Origin of the sequence: Fusibacter ferrireducens, from assembly GCF_015352425.1 — a bacterium.
GTDB lineage: Bacteria > Bacillota > Clostridia > Peptostreptococcales > Acidaminobacteraceae > Fusibacter_A > Fusibacter_A ferrireducens.
In genome coordinates this window covers 1-16,411 of the sequence record NZ_JADKNH010000012.1, presented here as the reverse complement: position 1 = coordinate 16,411, position 16,411 = coordinate 1, and the positions used below count along the sequence as shown (strand labels likewise).

Genomic DNA, 16,411 nt, shown 5'->3' with positions numbered 1-16,411 from the left:
TAAAACATTGATTGTATCTTCGTTTTATGTCAGTATTTACAAAAGCTGATTCTCCTTGCAGTCTAACATATTTAGGAATAAATAGAATAGTTCTAGTGAATCAATTAAATTTAGGGATTCTGTTTTACTGTTGATGAACCAAATAGTATGATAAAAGAATATTATTAATTCTTACGGCTGAAAAACGCTTCTTCAACTATGACTTTTTATGATAGACCAACAAAGCTAGATTCAAAATTATTACAAGTACATATAGATAAGAATCAATTGTTTCATAAAACTCATAGTTTCTAAAAATGATGAAAAGTAATGCAATAATGATTAGTGATCCATAGGCAATTTTTTTCATTTAGAACCTCCTTATGCAAAGATTATGTGAATCTCTAATTATTGTACTATTCGATGTTCAATTTGTCTATTGTTAGCATTTTTACATAATAGTTACTAATTACAGAGAATACAGTATGCATCATATAATATACGACTAATACTTAATTTTCATAATACATTATTGATACTGTTCATCCACAGAAACTTAAGTACTTTCAAAACACAAAAGAAGAAGATTGAATGATCCATTCTACCTTCTTCTTGTACTACTGCTTATATTTTATTTTCACGCCAGTCTATCTGCTCTCACCAATACACTTTACTTATCGTACAAATGACACGCCACCTGTCTTTTCGGCGCTATTTGTATCATCGTCGGTTCTACTTCAGAACAAATCTTTTTTGCATACTTGCACCGCGTTCTAAATCGACACCCAGATGGCAAATCCACTGGATTTGGCAGGTCCCCAAATAGAATACTTTCGAAGTTTGAATCCGTCCCAATTCTCGGTACGGATTGAAGGAGGCCTTTAGTGTACGGATGAAGGGGCTCCTTGTAGAGCGAAGCACTATCCGCCATCTCCACCATTTTACCGAGATACATGACGCCAATTCGATGTGAAATGTGTTTCACCATGGAGAGGTCATGCGCGATAAACAAGTAAGAAATGCCTGATTCCTCTTGTATCATTTCGAGCTTGTTGATGATCTGTGCTTGGATGGAAACATCCAGTGCAGAGATGGGTTCATCACAGAGGATAAAATCTGGTTCCACTGAAATTGCCCTTGCAATCCCCAGCCTTTGTCTTTGACCGCCGCTAAATTCATGCGGAAATTTATCAACTGATGTGGCATCCAACCCTACGATTTCCAGTGATTCTTTTATTTTTAATTCCAAATCCCTGCCAGAGAGATACGTATGAATTTGAAGGGGCTCTGATAAAATCTCTCTTACATTCATAGAAGGATTCAGAGAAGAATAAGGATCTTGAAATATAATTTGCATTTTTTTCTTATAAGGGTGAAGTTGCTTCCCTTTTAGTTTCGTAATTTCATTGCCATCAAAATAGATTTTGCCCTCTGTGGCATCATATAATCTTGTAATCGTTCTTCCAAGAGTTGACTTGCCACATCCAGATTCACCGACTACGCCAAAGGTTTCACCCTTTTCGATTTCAAAGGTAATGCCATCCACTGCTTTTAGAATCTTTTTTTCTTTGAGTAGTCCACGGTTCACCTGAAAATGTTTTTTCAAATTTTCTATTCGAATAATCGTTTCTTTATGCATCACTACCTCCATGCGCAGGGTTGCTTCCATTCAAATGACAATAGGATGAATGTGTCTTTGAAAAAGTATGCTTTGTAGGCATTTCATGACCACAAATCGCCATTGCGTGTTTGCATCTGGGTGCAAACGGGCACCCAGCAGGCATATTGTCAAGTGTAGGCGCTATCCCCTCAATGGGCTCGAGTTTAGATTTTTCTGCGCTCTCCAAATTAGGAATAGATTCCATAAGCGCCAATGTATAAGGATGTTGAGGATTGTCGAATATCTCTGTTCGAGTGCCCTCTTCTAATATTTTCCCGCCATACATCACGAGGATTCTATGACACATATTATAAACCACTGCGAGATCATGTGTGATTAAAACCACTGCCATTTTATTTTTTGCCTGTAACTTTTTGATCAACTTCAGTATTTGAAATTGAATGGTTACATCCAATGCAGTGGTTGGCTCATCTGCGATTAAGAGTTGTGGTGAATTCACTAGGGCCATACCGATGACCACACGCTGTCTCATGCCACCTGAAAATTCATGAGGATATTGAGTTAATCTGCGTTTAGCATCTGGTATCTCCACAATATTTAGAATGGCCTCTGCTTGTTTTCTGGCCGAAACGCGATCTACCTTTTGATGTCTTATGATGATTTCTTCAATATGATAGCCAATGGTTTTAAGCGGGTTTAGAGCGGTCATGGGATCTTGAAAAATCATCGTGATATCATTGCCCAATAGAGCACGTTTTTCTTCGGGTTTAATTTGAAGTAAATTCGTCCCTCTAAAAAGAATTTCACCACTTTCAACCTGTCCATTGGACGGTAAAATACCCACAACCGATTTCATGGTGACACTTTTGCCACTGCCTGATTCGCCAACAATGCCAAGGATCTCACCTTCATCCACATGTAAACTCACATCTCTTATGGCCAAAAATTTATTTTTTTTAATCGCAAAGGAAGTCTCTAAATGATTCACTTCTAATACTTTCATCAATTACCTCCTGCTGATTTTGGATCGACCACAACTCTAAAAAGATTGCCCAGTTTATTAAAGCTGTATACGGTCAGTAGAATCATAAGCCCTGGAATTAAAGCTAAATGCGGTGAATCACTTAAAAAGCTCTGCGAGTTTTTAAGCATACTCCCCCATGAAGACATGGGCGCTTTTACACCAAGTCCCAAAAAACTCAGCGTGGACTCTATAATGATCGCGTCTGGTATAAATATGGTTGCAGTGACCACCACTGTGGGCAATAGTCCAGGCAATATGTGCTTTTTCATGATGTTGAAGTGCGACTGTCCAGATGCCTTGGCATACATCACATATTCCCTTTGATTAAGCGATAAAGTCTCTGCCCGTACAATCCTTGCAGCCCTCATCCAACTGAAACCACCAATGACGATGACAATGGCCCAAATACCTCCTTGAATGAAAATACTGATCACCGTGACCAATATCATCCACGGTATCGACGAAAGGATATCTACAAATCTCATCAAAATACTATCTACGATACCACCAAAATAGCCACTTACGATGCCAACCACCGTGCCGATTACAGTGGAAGTTAACATGGCCAGTATCCCCACCGTCAAGGACACTCTTGCACCATAAAGTGATCGCGTCAGATAATCCCTTCCCACTTCATCTGTGCCAAACCAGTGTTCAGCTGAAGGTGGATTGCGCATCATTTTCACATTGGTAAGGTTTGGATCATGCGGTGATAGAAAGGCAAAAATAGCTAATAAAGCCATAGCAGTAAGTATCCACAGAGCCAGTTTGGCATAAAAGTCTGCTTTAAAATTTTCCTTTAGCATTTCAAATCGTCTATTTTTCATGAGTTCCCCAAATCTTTTATTCTCGTATCGATCAAGCCATAAAGGATGTCTGCCAATAGATTGCCAATGATGACCAGACTCGATGATAAGATCAATATAACCAGTATAATTGGATAGTCAAAGCCTCTAATAGCACCTAGAAAATAAGGCCCCACACCAGGCCAAGAAAAGATACTCTCTGTTACAAAAGCACCTGTAACAAGCATTGGCAAGGACATCCCAACTAAAGTAATCAGTGGCAAAAGTGCATTTTTTAAAACATGTCTAAACAAAATATTCTTCTCAGTCGCCCCATAAGTTCTCTGCACCGACACATAGTCTTCTGCCAATTGACCTATAGTGGAGCTTCGGACATAACGAATCATCTGCGGTAAAAAGGCAATGGTCAATGTGACACACGGCAAAAACATATGCCAGACTAAATCCTTTACGGATTTCTCTTGACCGGTAGTATACATCCCTAGGGAAGGGAGCCAATTTAACTTATAGGAAAAAATATATAGAAATATAAGACCCATCCAAAATGTGGGTGTGGACATTGTGATGGAACAGAAGCCATCGACGATTTTATCTATAAGAGTCCCCTGTTTTGCACCTGCAATGAGCCCCAAAATCACGGCAATCATCAGAGCCACTAAATACGAGGGAATCACAATGAGCATTGTTGCAGGAATCCTCTGAGATAGAGCTTCCTTGATATTAGAATGTGTCACAATTGAGTATCCAAAATCACCCGATAACGTCTTTTTAGCCCAAGCCAAGTACTGCCTATAAATGGGATCGTTTAATCCGTACTCCTCTTTTAATGCCTCAATATACTCTGCGGACATATCCGGTGTGGTTATTGAATCCACCGCGTCATAAGGTGCCAATTGTATCAGTGTAAATGTCAATATTGAAATTAAAATCACAAGTGGAATGGCTTGCAAAATTCTTTTTCCAATGTATTTCCCCATGGATTTTCCTCCATTAAAATCATGATCAAAGCGCAACTTACGCTTCTTCGAACAGTTGTAAATCTCACACCCAGAAACGCTACTGGGTATCACAAGAAATTTAACCTCTTCAAACTATGGTTAAAGTGCCAAAAGTCCTTTGTTTGCAATGGATCTACCCTATGCGCTGTCGCATACTTTCAGCGGTGCGTCACAGGGTAGAAAATTGCTCAACTTTTGACTTTTGACACTCTACTCTTAAGTTTATACTTTAAATGTTATAACGTTCTATTTTACTTCAAATAGTTTTGACATATCTTCAAAAGTGAATATTGGCACTAACTTAGCCTCTTCGATGCCACCGATTCTGTTAGAAACAGCTATAATACGTTTGTTTTCTGTCAAAGGCAAGAAAAATGCTTCGTCGATTAAAGTCTTTTGAAGCTCAACATAAATAGCTTCTCTTTTGGCAACATCCAGTTCCGTTTTGCCCTCGCTAAACCCTTTATCAATAGCCTCATTTACTGTACCAGAGAAATTAGCTTCTCCATCAGATACGAAGAGAGTTGCATAGTTATCTGGATCAATCCCCATGATATAGCCACCCATAAACAGATCAAAGTCAGCAGTTTTAGGATATAGGCCATTGTTAAACATAGCTCCTGCATCAAGCGGTACCAGTTCACATTCAATACCTGCCGCATTGAGGTTAGCTTGAATTAATAGCCCTTGAGTTTCGTAAACTTGGTTGTTTGCAATATAAGCCAAACGCACTTTCGGATTTTTTATGCCCGATTTTGCAAGGTACTCTGCCGATTTTTCAAGATTGTAGCCATAAGGTTCCACGTCTTCTGTGGAGAAAGTTGCATTTTCTGGTAAGAATGAATGTGGATTTCTTGCATATTCTTCAGAAACGTAGACAGAAGCTATTAAATCTTCCTTATTGATTGCATAAAGAATCGCCTTTCTGAAATCTTTATTATCCATGTTTTCTCTGTAAACCACGGCAGACATATAGCCAATTCTGTTTTCAGTATAAGGTTCAATTGTGAATTTAGAAGCATCAATTTTCTCAACATCAATCGGTAAGATTGAAAGTGCATCTAGTTCGCCATTTTGTAGCGCTATAAGTGCCGCATTCGAATCCATTACGATTTTAAAGACAACTGTGTCAATTTGTGGTTCTCCTAAAAAGTAATCTTCATTTTTAACAAGTGTTAAATTGTCCCCTTCTGAATAAGAACTGAACTTATAAGGGCCTGTCCCAATTGGATTCGCATTTTTAGCGTTCACTTTAAACTCAGTTTCTCCTGCCCAGATATGCTCTGGAACAATAAATTTTTCTTGAGAAAGCAGTTCTACTGCATAAGGAATTGCATGTGGAAACACAAATTTAACCGTATAGTCATCTACTTTTTCAACTACAAGCGGATTGCCATCAAATTGAAAAACATCATGTCCATTCGCTGTTGGCAAGTTGACAATCGTATTATACGTAAATACCACATCATCCGCTGTAAATGGTTCGCCATCATGCCATTTTACACCTTCTCTTAACTTAGCAGTGTAAGTCAATCCATCCTCTGACGCTTGCAAGTCCGTTGCTAAGAAATATTCTAAGCTCCCGTCTGCATTAATCACAAATAAAGGTGAAAACATTGCCTTAGTCGCCATCAAGTCGTATCGTCCACTGGCAGTGGTTGCATTGATGTTGTTCGTTGGATCGCCATCAATGCCCATTACAAATAGCTCTTTTGACTCTGGTGCAGCCGCTGGTTCAGTTGACGCTGCTGGTTCTGTACTTGGTGCTTGTGCAGCATCAGGTGTCGTCCCAGCATCTTTTGAGCCGCATCCTGTTGCTAAAAACATCATCATTGCGAATACAGAAATAATCATACTTAATTTCTTTTTCATTTTATTGCCCCCTTTAGTTTAATTTATAATTTAAAATTATTCTTCAAAGTACCATTCATGCACTCTGTAAAAATAATTATATGGGTAAAATTCTGCACCTCTAAGTCTTGCGGAAATGGCGCGACCCTCTGTCCAATTGTATAAGAATATGATTGGCATCTGCTTGTTAATCAAAATGGCCACTTCTTCATAGATTTGTTGCCTTTCGAGCTTATCAAGCGTCGTCACCCCCATATCCAATAATTGATCTAATTTTTCATTTGAAAATCTGCTGTAGTTTCGGAACGAAATTGAATCGGTTGAAAACATCGTAGACACATCTGGATCAAGAGCAAACCCATTTCCAATGAGAGCCATCTCATATTGCCCTGTGCGCATTAAATCCAATAAATCATTAAATTCTACTTTTGTGAGAACGACATCAATGCCTATACGACTCAAATTTTCTTGAATGACCGAGGCCGATAATTCTCTCGCTTTGTTCCCTGAAGGATAAATTAGCGACAAGACCACCGGTTCGTTTTCATAATACAAAACGTTCTCTTTGTATACAAAATCCGGATTGCTGATCAATTTCCTAAGTGCCCTATCCGGGTTGTACGGATATTTATTGATTTTATAATCTTCTGGATACACCCAACTGTCCTGCTTATAAACCGTATTGGAAACATTGCCGTATCCAAAAATCAAAGTTTCGACAATGCTTTCACGGTCAATGGCCATGGTCAAAGCCTGCCTCACATAAGTGTTTTTAAGGATTCTATTTTCTGTATTCAAAGTCATGTTTTGAAATGAGTTATAATTTATTTTCTCAATTCGAACACCTGCATCTTCATACAATTGCAAATCATTAGGGGCCATGGATGCGATTTGCATCACGTCCAGCTGACCATTGATCATTTTAATTTGTGCGGTTTCGCTACTCATAATTTGTACTGCAATGCGCTCAATTTTAGGTTCTCCACCCCAGTAATTACTGTATCTGACCAGTCTTATATCCTGATTCGGCGTAACACTCTCCACCGTATAAGGCCCTGTGCCAATTGTGGTGGTCAGTACAGCCTCATTCTCGTAAACGTGTTCAATATCAACATCTTTCCAAATGTGTTCAGGAAATATCTTGATATCTCCAATCTGTTCCAAAACAGGGGCATAAACAGCCTTCGTCGTTATCTTAATCGTCAGATCGTCAACAATTTCAATCCCTTTGATGTGGATCGAATTGCCGTTATGATAATCCTCAATGCCCTCTATTGCAGAAATATTCACATATTTTTCGCCATCATATTGAGGATGCGCTATATATTTCAATGAAAACAAGACATCATTTGCCGTAAAGGGTTCGCCATCATGCCATTTGACGTTTTTTCTCAAAAAAAACGTCATGGTCTTCTGATCTTCTGACAGCGTCCAGCGTTCAGCCAAAATGCCTTCATATTCATTTGAAGGATTGATCATAACCAAAGGTTCATAGGCCAAGCTCATGATGATATCATCATAATCGCTTTTTTCGTATTGAGGTGCAAAGACACCTGAAGGCGCACTCCATAAGCCATATCTCAATTCATTGTCATGTACGGCTTCTTTGACAATCCTATTATCGGGCATTTCTATACGGTTTTTATTAACCTCGCAACCCACTGTAAACAACATCAAAGTTGCTAAAATGATGATTCCTAATCTTCTTTTCATATGTGACTCCTACACTTATTAATTATACAAGCAATTATCATGCCAAAACTTTAAATCGCTTATAATCTCATTCGGCATGTCTCACATTTAAAAATACCCTGCAAAATTTGCAGGGTATGATATTTTTGCGCTCATACTTTTCGCGCTTATGCTCTTTGTGTTCACTCTTTATTTTGTGTTTTATAGTGTATATTTCTTTCACTGATTCCCAACAATCTGGCAGCTTTCGCCTTATTGCCGTTCACAGCATCCAAAGTGCGTGTAATCGTTTCCTGCTCAACTTCGGCTAATTTTGTGCCCACCTTAATTTGAATGACATCATCTTCATACGCTTTTATAGTACTGGACAAATCAGGCAATGCAATTTCTTCAATGATATCGTTGGCCATAATCACCGCACGAAAAATGATATTCTCCAGTTCTCTCACGTTACCCTTATAGTCGTAGCTCATCAGCGTTTCCATACCGCCTTTACTGATCCCGGAAACCTGGGTGCCATATAAGTCATTTGCTTTCTCTATAAAGTGCTCAATCAGATAGGGAATGTCTTCTCTCCGTTCCCTTAGAGGCGGCACTTGAATTGTGAGTACATTTAACCGATAATACAAATCACTTCTGAAGCGACCCTTTTCAACTTCTTCTTCAAGATTTCGATTTGTGGCTGCAATTACTCTCACATCTACCTTAATGCTCTTTTCACTGCCAACAGGCTGAATCTCACCCTCCTGTAAAACCCTAAGCAGTTTAACTTGTGATGCCAAGGACATCTCGCCTATTTCATCCAAGAATAAAATGCCTTTATGTGCTCTCTCAAAAACACCTTTTTTATTATCCACTGCACCTGTAAATGCCCCTTTAACATGTCCGAAGAGCTCTGATTCAATTAAACTATCGGGTATGGCACCACAATTGACAACACAGAGTTCATGATGGCATCGGTCACTTTTTTGATAAATAGCTCTTACAATCAGTTCTTTACCCGTACCGCTTTCCCCTTGAATGAGTACATTCACATTGAGTTTGCTAATTCGATCCACAATATCTAAGATATCTTTCATCTTTCTAGAGTGAATCGCCATCGAATGAAACTCGCTTAATTTGTAGACATTGGACTCTGTCAATGGCGCCATCGGAAACTTCTTTTTTTGATCATCATGGCGGATGGCCTTATTGATGATCTCCCTTAATCGATTCACTTCAATGGGCTTTTCCACATAATCATAAGCTCCCATTTTTATAGCTTTGATTGAAGTTTCAATTGTCCCAAAAGCGGTCATGACAATGATAATCGTCTCGGGATACATGGTTTTAATTTTCATTAAGACTTTGAGCCCGGATATTTTTCCGAATCTCAAGTCAATCAATGCAATTTGGGGTTGGTGATTTAGTAGCATTTCATTGACTTCAAACATACTATTTGCCGTCAAGACTTCAAACTGATCTTCAAAGGTGAATTTGAGTGCATTTAATACTGATTTTTCATCATCTATAATCAATAGCTTATCCATACATTAATTCTCCTTTCAAATCCAGTGCAAAAGTTGGTCTATTTTGTGCCGAATTATACGCGCGTATTGTGCCATTGTTTTTTGAGACCAATTCATACACGATTGACAATCCAAGGCCATTGCCTTTGTCTTTTGTGGTATAAAACGGTTCAAATATGCTTTCAATGATATCTTTCGGGATGGCGTCGCCAGAATCTTCAAAATACAATCTTACCACATGATCTACAACCTTTGCACTCACCTTGATTTGTCCCTCTTTTTCACTTTCCAGCTTCTCCACTGCGTTGGAAAGTATGTTGACACAGACTTGGGCAAATTGATTTTTATCAAAGTGAATCTGTATATGCTTGTCAATCTCTTGAACAAAATCTAACTTACTCATATTCGGTTGCAATTTTACAAGTCTAATAATACCTGTTATTTCTCTGGAAAGATTAAATGTTTCTACTTTTGGCTTATTTACTTTGGAAAGGTCCAAAAGATTGTCCACAATAGCATTCATTCTCTTGATCTCACTGGATAGATCCTCTATCATAAGCGTCCTAAAAGATTCATTACTATATTTCTGAGGTAACAGTTTAATGTACATATCCATACTCGTCAAGGGATTTCTAAGTTCATGTGCGACCTCTGCAGTCATCCTGCCAATACTTTGGAGTTTATCAATTTTTATCATGCGTTCCTTTAAAACAATATTCTCCGTATTGTCTCTGATGGCTATTGTGGCTCCGGGAACCGTAAGACCATCACTTAGCGGCAACAGGATAGGGGTGATGTTGTACTCATATATCTTCGAATCCAAGTTACTGAGTTTAAATCTTCTCTCAGCGCCAATGACTTTCTCGCGATCCTTTAGACATTGCTCTAAATGATATACGTATATGATATCCTTTAAAGCAGTTTCTTCTATATTTTTTCCGATACATTTTTCCAGGGATTCCATATGGATCAATTCAAGCACTTTATCATTTATAAAAATTATTTTTTTTTCAGAATCTATGGTGATAATCCCCTCTGAAAGACTTTGCAACATACCCTCACTCATTTTTTTACGGTGTTCTATTTCCGCAGTCCTTCGATCTACTTCTCTTTTAAGCAATTTATTGATTCGAGCGATAATCACAACGATAATAGCCAGCGAAACAACGGTGCCCACGGCTATATACAGATAATGTTTTAAATTTGTATTATCCCCTTCTATGATTTCACCAAACCATTTGTTTTCTATCTCTGACAATTCATCTGAATCCTTTATGGAATCAATGCCTACATTGATCAGCTGGATCAATTCTACTTGAGATTTATTTGCGGCAATTGCAGATGGAAACAACTCAACACCTTTGCCAACAATCTTTATAGTGCCCTCAAAGTTAGAGTTTTTAAGCAATAATATGCTCTCTCTATAATTGCCTACCCAAGCATCAACGGTTCCGTATCTGAGCATCATGGCAGCATCCTCTAGAGACTCTGTCTTAAATATTCTAATGCCGCTCAGCGATGATAAATAACTATAGGAGGGGTCATTTTTATAAACGGCCACTTTCTTGCCCTCTAAATCACCAAAACCATTGATCCCCCTTGAAGATGCTTTCACAAATACGCTGGATTCATTCTCAATAAAGGGTTTAGAATACTTGATTGAATCCACATAATCCGGATTGTATTGAAGCCCCAATATCAGATCAATCTCATGGTTATTTAACATTTCCATTGCGGTATCAAATGCCACGTCTATGAAAACAAACTTGACATTTAATTTCTCTGATAACAGGGCTAAGACGTCTGCATTGTACCCGATTTCTTCTCCAGAACCCGATCTATACAAATAGGGTGCACCAGAGTTTACCGCTGCAATGGTTATGGCTTTTTCGCCTTCGCTTTGACTTATGAGCAGATTGGCTTTTTCTTCATCCACAAAATAAGCTCTTATCAAGAGACCGCCTATCACAATGATGCCTATGACCATCATTAATTTTATCAAAGACTTCCTAGTCATAATTTGCTCCTTGCACAGATATATTGACAATGATTGCACCATCAGTGGCTACTAAAATATTATTTATCATTATAATACAAGCGTCTCATAATTTATATACAAATCTATTAATTTACGATTTTCGCTAACACTGTTTGAGGTTGAACATCCCTCAGCACAGCTTATGGCTCAAATCTTGTTGCATTAAAAAAATCAGTTCATGTTGCATATGAACTGACTTTGCTTCAGTTAAAATAATCTAAAATAGAATAATCGATCACCTGCTATTTTCCGAATATCCTTTGGTTTAAAGAAACATCACACCAATGCCTATAAGTGCTATTCCTGTACCGATGACCTCTTTCGCAGTCACCTTCTCATGTTTTACGAAAAAGGCATATGGAATCAGAAGTATTGGCGTTATAGCAATCAAAGTAGATGCCACACCCGGATTGATTTTTTGAACCGCATAGAGTGATAGAGAAATTCCCAAGAATGGTCCGAAAAAAGATCCCATGGTAAGTGATAAAAGTGCATCCCTTCTCTTAAATGAAGCTTTGAATTTAGGCCAGTGTCCTTTGAGTGTGAAAATGACCACAAATCCAGCAATACCTGCCAATAGTCTTATTTGAGTCGCTGCAAAGGGATCATAATTCGACATCCCAAATTTTCCGATAATATAGCCAGCGGCTTGGCCAAATGCTCCCCCAAAAGCCAAAAGAATCCCCATTATTGGATGTGAAAAGCCCACTTTATTACTGCCCTTTTCCGTCACTAATATAACCGATGCAATCCCTGCAAGTGTGATCATCATGCCTATAACTTGTAATAGCGTCATCTTTTCGCCTAAGAAAATCAAGGCCATGATCCCGCTGAGCGGTGGCACACTGGCATAAATCAGCATGGAAATACGAGATCCAATGAGGACAAACGCTTCGAAAAGAAGCAAATCGCCAATTACAATACCCACCAGTCCAGACAGCAGGAGCCAAAACCACTCGGATTGTGTGGCATCTGTTGGAAACCAATGCCCTCGCGTCAGCCCTGTAAAAATAGATAGAAAAACGAGCCCAATGAACAACCGCCATAAGTTCAAATTCATGGAACCTATTTTCTTGGCACTGTGCTCAAATGAAGTAGATGTAACTGCCCAGCATAATGCTGTGGCCAGAGCGGCCAATTCGCCATAATAATTCTGTAAGCTTCCCATACGATCTCCTTGTGCAATAAAATGATATCATCTTTTGTCTATTTTGAACGCTCCTCTGGACGCTCAATGCTACGATCTAAAAATGAATACCGTATTGGTTGAAATAACGCTTTCAATTTTTAAGACATCATCCACAAAATGAGTAATGTCCTCTTGTGAATGACACATGACTCTCAAAAGCAGACACCATTCACCAGATATTCTAAAGTGTTCTTCGATGATTAATTGTTGTGGCACCGCTTCGTATATTTCCTTTATAATATCTTCATAGCATCGGCTCGATACTTTGATGTAAACAAAAACTCTGATATTAAACCCAAGCGCATCATAATTTATGCGTGTTGCATAGCCTTCAATAATGCCCTTTTTCTCCATAGCCAATATTCGTGAGCGCACTGCTGGCCTTGATAGCTTAACTTCCTGAGCAATTTTTTCATGTGTGATACGACCATCTGCTTTAAGTCGTTTTAAAATTTCATAATCTAATGCGTCCATTTTCATCCCTCAATTCATCTGATCCTATTATAGCTAAAATAAAAGTGATTAAAATACCTTTCCGACATTTTGATCACTTTGTTATTCATATTTTTGTTTTTAGTTTGCATAACCACTATTTTTTGACGATTCGTAAGCTTTCTTTTTCTATTTGCTTAAAATAACTCCTCTAAATATTAGGATACCACCTATTGGTCAATGCGTCATTCAAAATATTATTTTGACATGGAAAACATTTTACTAATTTCACTTATTGCCACTGGTTTAGAACCATAATACCCCTGGTATTCATGCTGAGCATTTAAGCGACAAAATTCGTACTGTTCCTGCGTTTCAATGCCTTCAATTACAGTATCTATTTCAAGTTCCTCAGTCATGCGAACAATGGCTTTGAGCATGGCGCCATTATCATTTTGAGGATAGTCTTGAATAAAGGCCTTATCAATTTTGAGTTTATCCGCTTTCAATGCCTTTAAATAGCGCAATGAAGAATATCCCGTACCAAAATCATCAATGGCCACAATAACGCCGTTGCTGTGGAGTAAGTCTATAATTTCATTGGTTTGATTAAGACTTTCTATAAGAATAGACTCAGTAATTTCGAAACAGAAATAATTCCCTTCTAAATCTCCTGCTTGGATGATGTTTAGAAGTTCATGGATAACTTCTTTATCCATAAATTCAGGTTCTGTCAAATTGATGGAAATTCTAAAGCCTTCTGGCAAATAGGGCTTCAGCGGGGCATAATGGTCAATGACTTCTTTAATGACATATTTTGCAATGCTTTTTACATATTCCGATGCTTCAATAATTGGGATAAATTCCTTAGGGAGCAAATAGCCCAACTTGTTATTATGCCATCTGATAAGTGCCTCCACACCCGTATTTTTATTCGTATCCAGTCTCTTTTGAACTTGGTAGACCACATGAAAATCAGAATCTCTAAATGCTTTTCCAATATCTCCATATATCTGAATTTCTCTATTGACCATTTCAAACAAGTGACTGTCAAAGACGAGGTATCGCGCTCTCTTAATCTGATTCAATGCTCTTAATGAGATCAGAGCATTATTGAAAAGAGTACTTATAGCCTCTCCGTGTTCAGGAGATAAAGCTATCCCCGCAAAATAACTCACAGAGTTATCACTCATTTTAAGCACGTCAAATGACGTATCAACACGTCTCATCAACTCAGTAACAGCGTTTTCCTGATAACTTATGGATACTGCCAGAATAATTAGGTCTTCCGTTAAAAAAGTTATCTTGTATTTTTCATGGAAATAATTATCGAGCTGTTCATTCAATAGCTTAGAAATACTACTGATATCCATAGAATGTATCGTCCGTTCATCGGTACGCAAATCAGATAATTGAATTGCAAGAACTGCCATCCTTGATGTCTTTGAGTAAAAATCAGCCATAACAGACTCAAAGGTAAAGTGTTCATCTCTAATATACTGGTGTTTTCGCCAAAACTGATTTTCAATTAAAACTTGGGACGTGTCTAATTTAGGTTCTGAAAAAATACCCACATAGTACAGAATCTTTTTGTACTTATTTTGAACGGCTTTAACACGAAGATACTTGAATATTTGAGTTCCATTTTTAGCTTCATCCCATACATAGCCTTCCCACATTGCATTCTCAGCGTTAATTTTGGCCTCGATGTTTTTAAAAAAAACAACTCTATCCGATTGTTGTTTTAACTCGGCCATCGTGTAGTCCAAAGTACTTTCGTAGACATGATTGCAAAAAATAAGTTTACCCATATGATCTGTGATCACCACGCCATCATAAGTGAACAAGCTGATATAGCCAGATGCAAAGATCATCAATTGTTCTGACTCCTTATTGTATAGATAAAGTGTTGCTTGCCATACAATAAACGCCAAGATCAAATTCATAAGATATCTCATCCAGCCATTTGTCAATACAATGTTTTCACTTGACTTTATAGCATCACTCACACTATAACTGCTTAGAAGACCAAAAGGGTAATTTTCTTCAAATACGTAATCCTTATTTGTTACAGATTTGATATAAGATATGGTATAGTTGGTGTCTTGAAAGTTAAATTCACCCGATCTTTTTGCCAGCACTTTTTCATAAAAAGTACCTTCATACAGTGTTTTTAAATCTGTTAACGTCAAATCAATATTGAATGCATCCGCACTGGAAAACCACCAAAAATTTTGGTTGTCAAAAATCCCCGTGGAAATAATCCGTGAGTCTTTCTTCTGATAATGATCTAATATGGACAGAAACTGTTTTCCATCGATATTAATAATCAAAATCCCATTATTGAGCTTGTCTCGAATAACTGGTATTGCGAATCTGATAACCGGTTGATATGGAAATACGATCACACCATGCTCCACATTCAGATCAAAATTAGAGATATACATTTGATCTTCAGCCAATTGGGCAGCACTTTTAAAATAATAGCGCTCTGATTTATCTTGTAAGTCTTTGATTGCAATGACATGACCTTCTATTTGATCTACTCTGGCGATCTCCTGTCCACTGAGGTCAATATACCTTAGCTGGACATAATCGGGTTTACTGTGCATGAAGCGCTCAAACATGAGGATTACTTCTTCTAAACTTTGATCAGTCGTACTTGCCATATAGTCTTGAAACTCATTGGAGTGGTAAATAATATTTAAATCTTCATGAATTTGATCAAAATATGTGCTCAGAATAAACGACAGTATCCCCACTTCTTCATACTGTTTAGATTGAAATTTATGTTCTAGAATATTAATTTCATTTTGATATACCAAAGAGAACCCAATGTTAAATAAGATGATTATGGGCAACAGATAAATCAAATATCGTTTTAAAATATTTGCATCTCGTATTGTGGAGAAATTTTTTTTATACATATGTACACCCCATCATTTTTGTATAATACTCTCTTTTATTTATATCCAATCTATAGACATTTAATAAAATAATTTACAGTACCCGCTTCAAATTCTATCTAAAAGCTTCTGACGCATGATTTCTAGTATTGTCTATTATTTGATGTTCCTACATTTTAACACTATTGTTGATTCTTCAAAAAAACCGAGGGTATATTATTAGGTATACTAAGTCCAAAGAGGTGCTAGCGTGAAAAATAAAGTAGCTCAAAATAAAAAAGGGCATACTTAATAAAGGTCTTTTAGGCCCTACAAAAATGAAGCTTTAGTCTAAGCCACGGAAATATCAGTTTCTTTTATTAGACCA

Annotated in this window: 12 protein-coding genes; all 12 read right to left on the bottom strand. The window is 37.7% G+C overall.

Going from position 1 to position 16,411, the window contains the following annotated elements; genetic code table 11:
• Positions 1–196 precede the first annotated feature (196 nt).
• The 12 genes from ISU02_RS17820 to ISU02_RS17765 all read right to left on the bottom strand — a co-directional run bounded on the left by ISU02_RS17820 (position 197) and on the right by ISU02_RS17765 (position 16,065).
• Complete coding sequence (locus ISU02_RS17820; protein ID WP_194703202.1) at positions 197–349, bottom strand: hypothetical protein; 153 nt, start codon at positions 347–349, stop codon at positions 197–199.
• Positions 350–649: 300 nt separating this feature from the next.
• Positions 650–1,618, bottom strand: a complete 969-nt coding sequence (locus ISU02_RS17815; protein ID WP_194703201.1) for an ABC transporter ATP-binding protein — start codon at positions 1,616–1,618, stop codon at positions 650–652.
• Positions 1,611–2,603, bottom strand: coding sequence for an ABC transporter ATP-binding protein (locus tag ISU02_RS17810; protein WP_194703200.1), 993 nt, complete (start codon positions 2,601–2,603; stop codon positions 1,611–1,613). The genes ISU02_RS17815 and ISU02_RS17810 overlap by 8 nt, the downstream gene beginning before the upstream one ends.
• Positions 2,603–3,451 (bottom strand): ABC transporter permease, encoded by an 849-nt coding sequence (locus ISU02_RS17805; RefSeq protein ID WP_194703199.1) that lies wholly within the window; start codon positions 3,449–3,451, stop codon positions 2,603–2,605. Before ISU02_RS17805 ends, ISU02_RS17810 begins: the two co-directional genes overlap by 1 nt.
• Positions 3,448–4,407, bottom strand: a complete 960-nt coding sequence (locus ISU02_RS17800; RefSeq protein ID WP_194703198.1) for an ABC transporter permease — start codon at positions 4,405–4,407, stop codon at positions 3,448–3,450. The genes ISU02_RS17805 and ISU02_RS17800 overlap by 4 nt, the downstream gene beginning before the upstream one ends.
• A 267-nt stretch (positions 4,408–4,674) precedes the next feature.
• Complete coding sequence (locus ISU02_RS17795) at positions 4,675–6,300, bottom strand: ABC transporter substrate-binding protein (protein ID WP_194703197.1); 1,626 nt, start codon at positions 6,298–6,300, stop codon at positions 4,675–4,677.
• 36 nt (positions 6,301–6,336) lie between these two features.
• On the bottom strand, positions 6,337–7,992 hold the full coding sequence (locus tag ISU02_RS17790; protein ID WP_194703196.1) for an ABC transporter substrate-binding protein: 1,656 nt from the start codon (positions 7,990–7,992) through the stop codon (positions 6,337–6,339).
• 161 nt (positions 7,993–8,153) lie between these two features.
• The gene (locus ISU02_RS17785; RefSeq protein ID WP_194703195.1) at positions 8,154–9,500 is read right to left on the bottom strand and encodes a sigma-54-dependent transcriptional regulator; all 1,347 of its coding nucleotides are present in this window, start codon (positions 9,498–9,500) and stop codon (positions 8,154–8,156) included.
• Complete coding sequence (locus tag ISU02_RS17780) at positions 9,493–11,496, bottom strand: transporter substrate-binding domain-containing protein (protein WP_194703194.1); 2,004 nt, start codon at positions 11,494–11,496, stop codon at positions 9,493–9,495. Before ISU02_RS17780 ends, ISU02_RS17785 begins: the two co-directional genes overlap by 8 nt.
• A 286-nt stretch (positions 11,497–11,782) precedes the next feature.
• The gene (locus ISU02_RS17775) at positions 11,783–12,685 is read right to left on the bottom strand and encodes a DMT family transporter (RefSeq protein WP_194703193.1); all 903 of its coding nucleotides are present in this window, start codon (positions 12,683–12,685) and stop codon (positions 11,783–11,785) included.
• Between the two features lie 69 nt (positions 12,686–12,754).
• Entirely contained in the window at positions 12,755–13,180 is a 426-nt protein-coding gene (locus tag ISU02_RS17770; RefSeq protein WP_194703192.1) for an Lrp/AsnC family transcriptional regulator, read from the bottom strand.
• A gap of 215 nt (positions 13,181–13,395) precedes the next feature.
• Complete coding sequence (locus ISU02_RS17765; protein WP_194703191.1) at positions 13,396–16,065, bottom strand: EAL domain-containing protein; 2,670 nt, start codon at positions 16,063–16,065, stop codon at positions 13,396–13,398.
• Positions 16,066–16,411 lie beyond the last annotated feature (346 nt).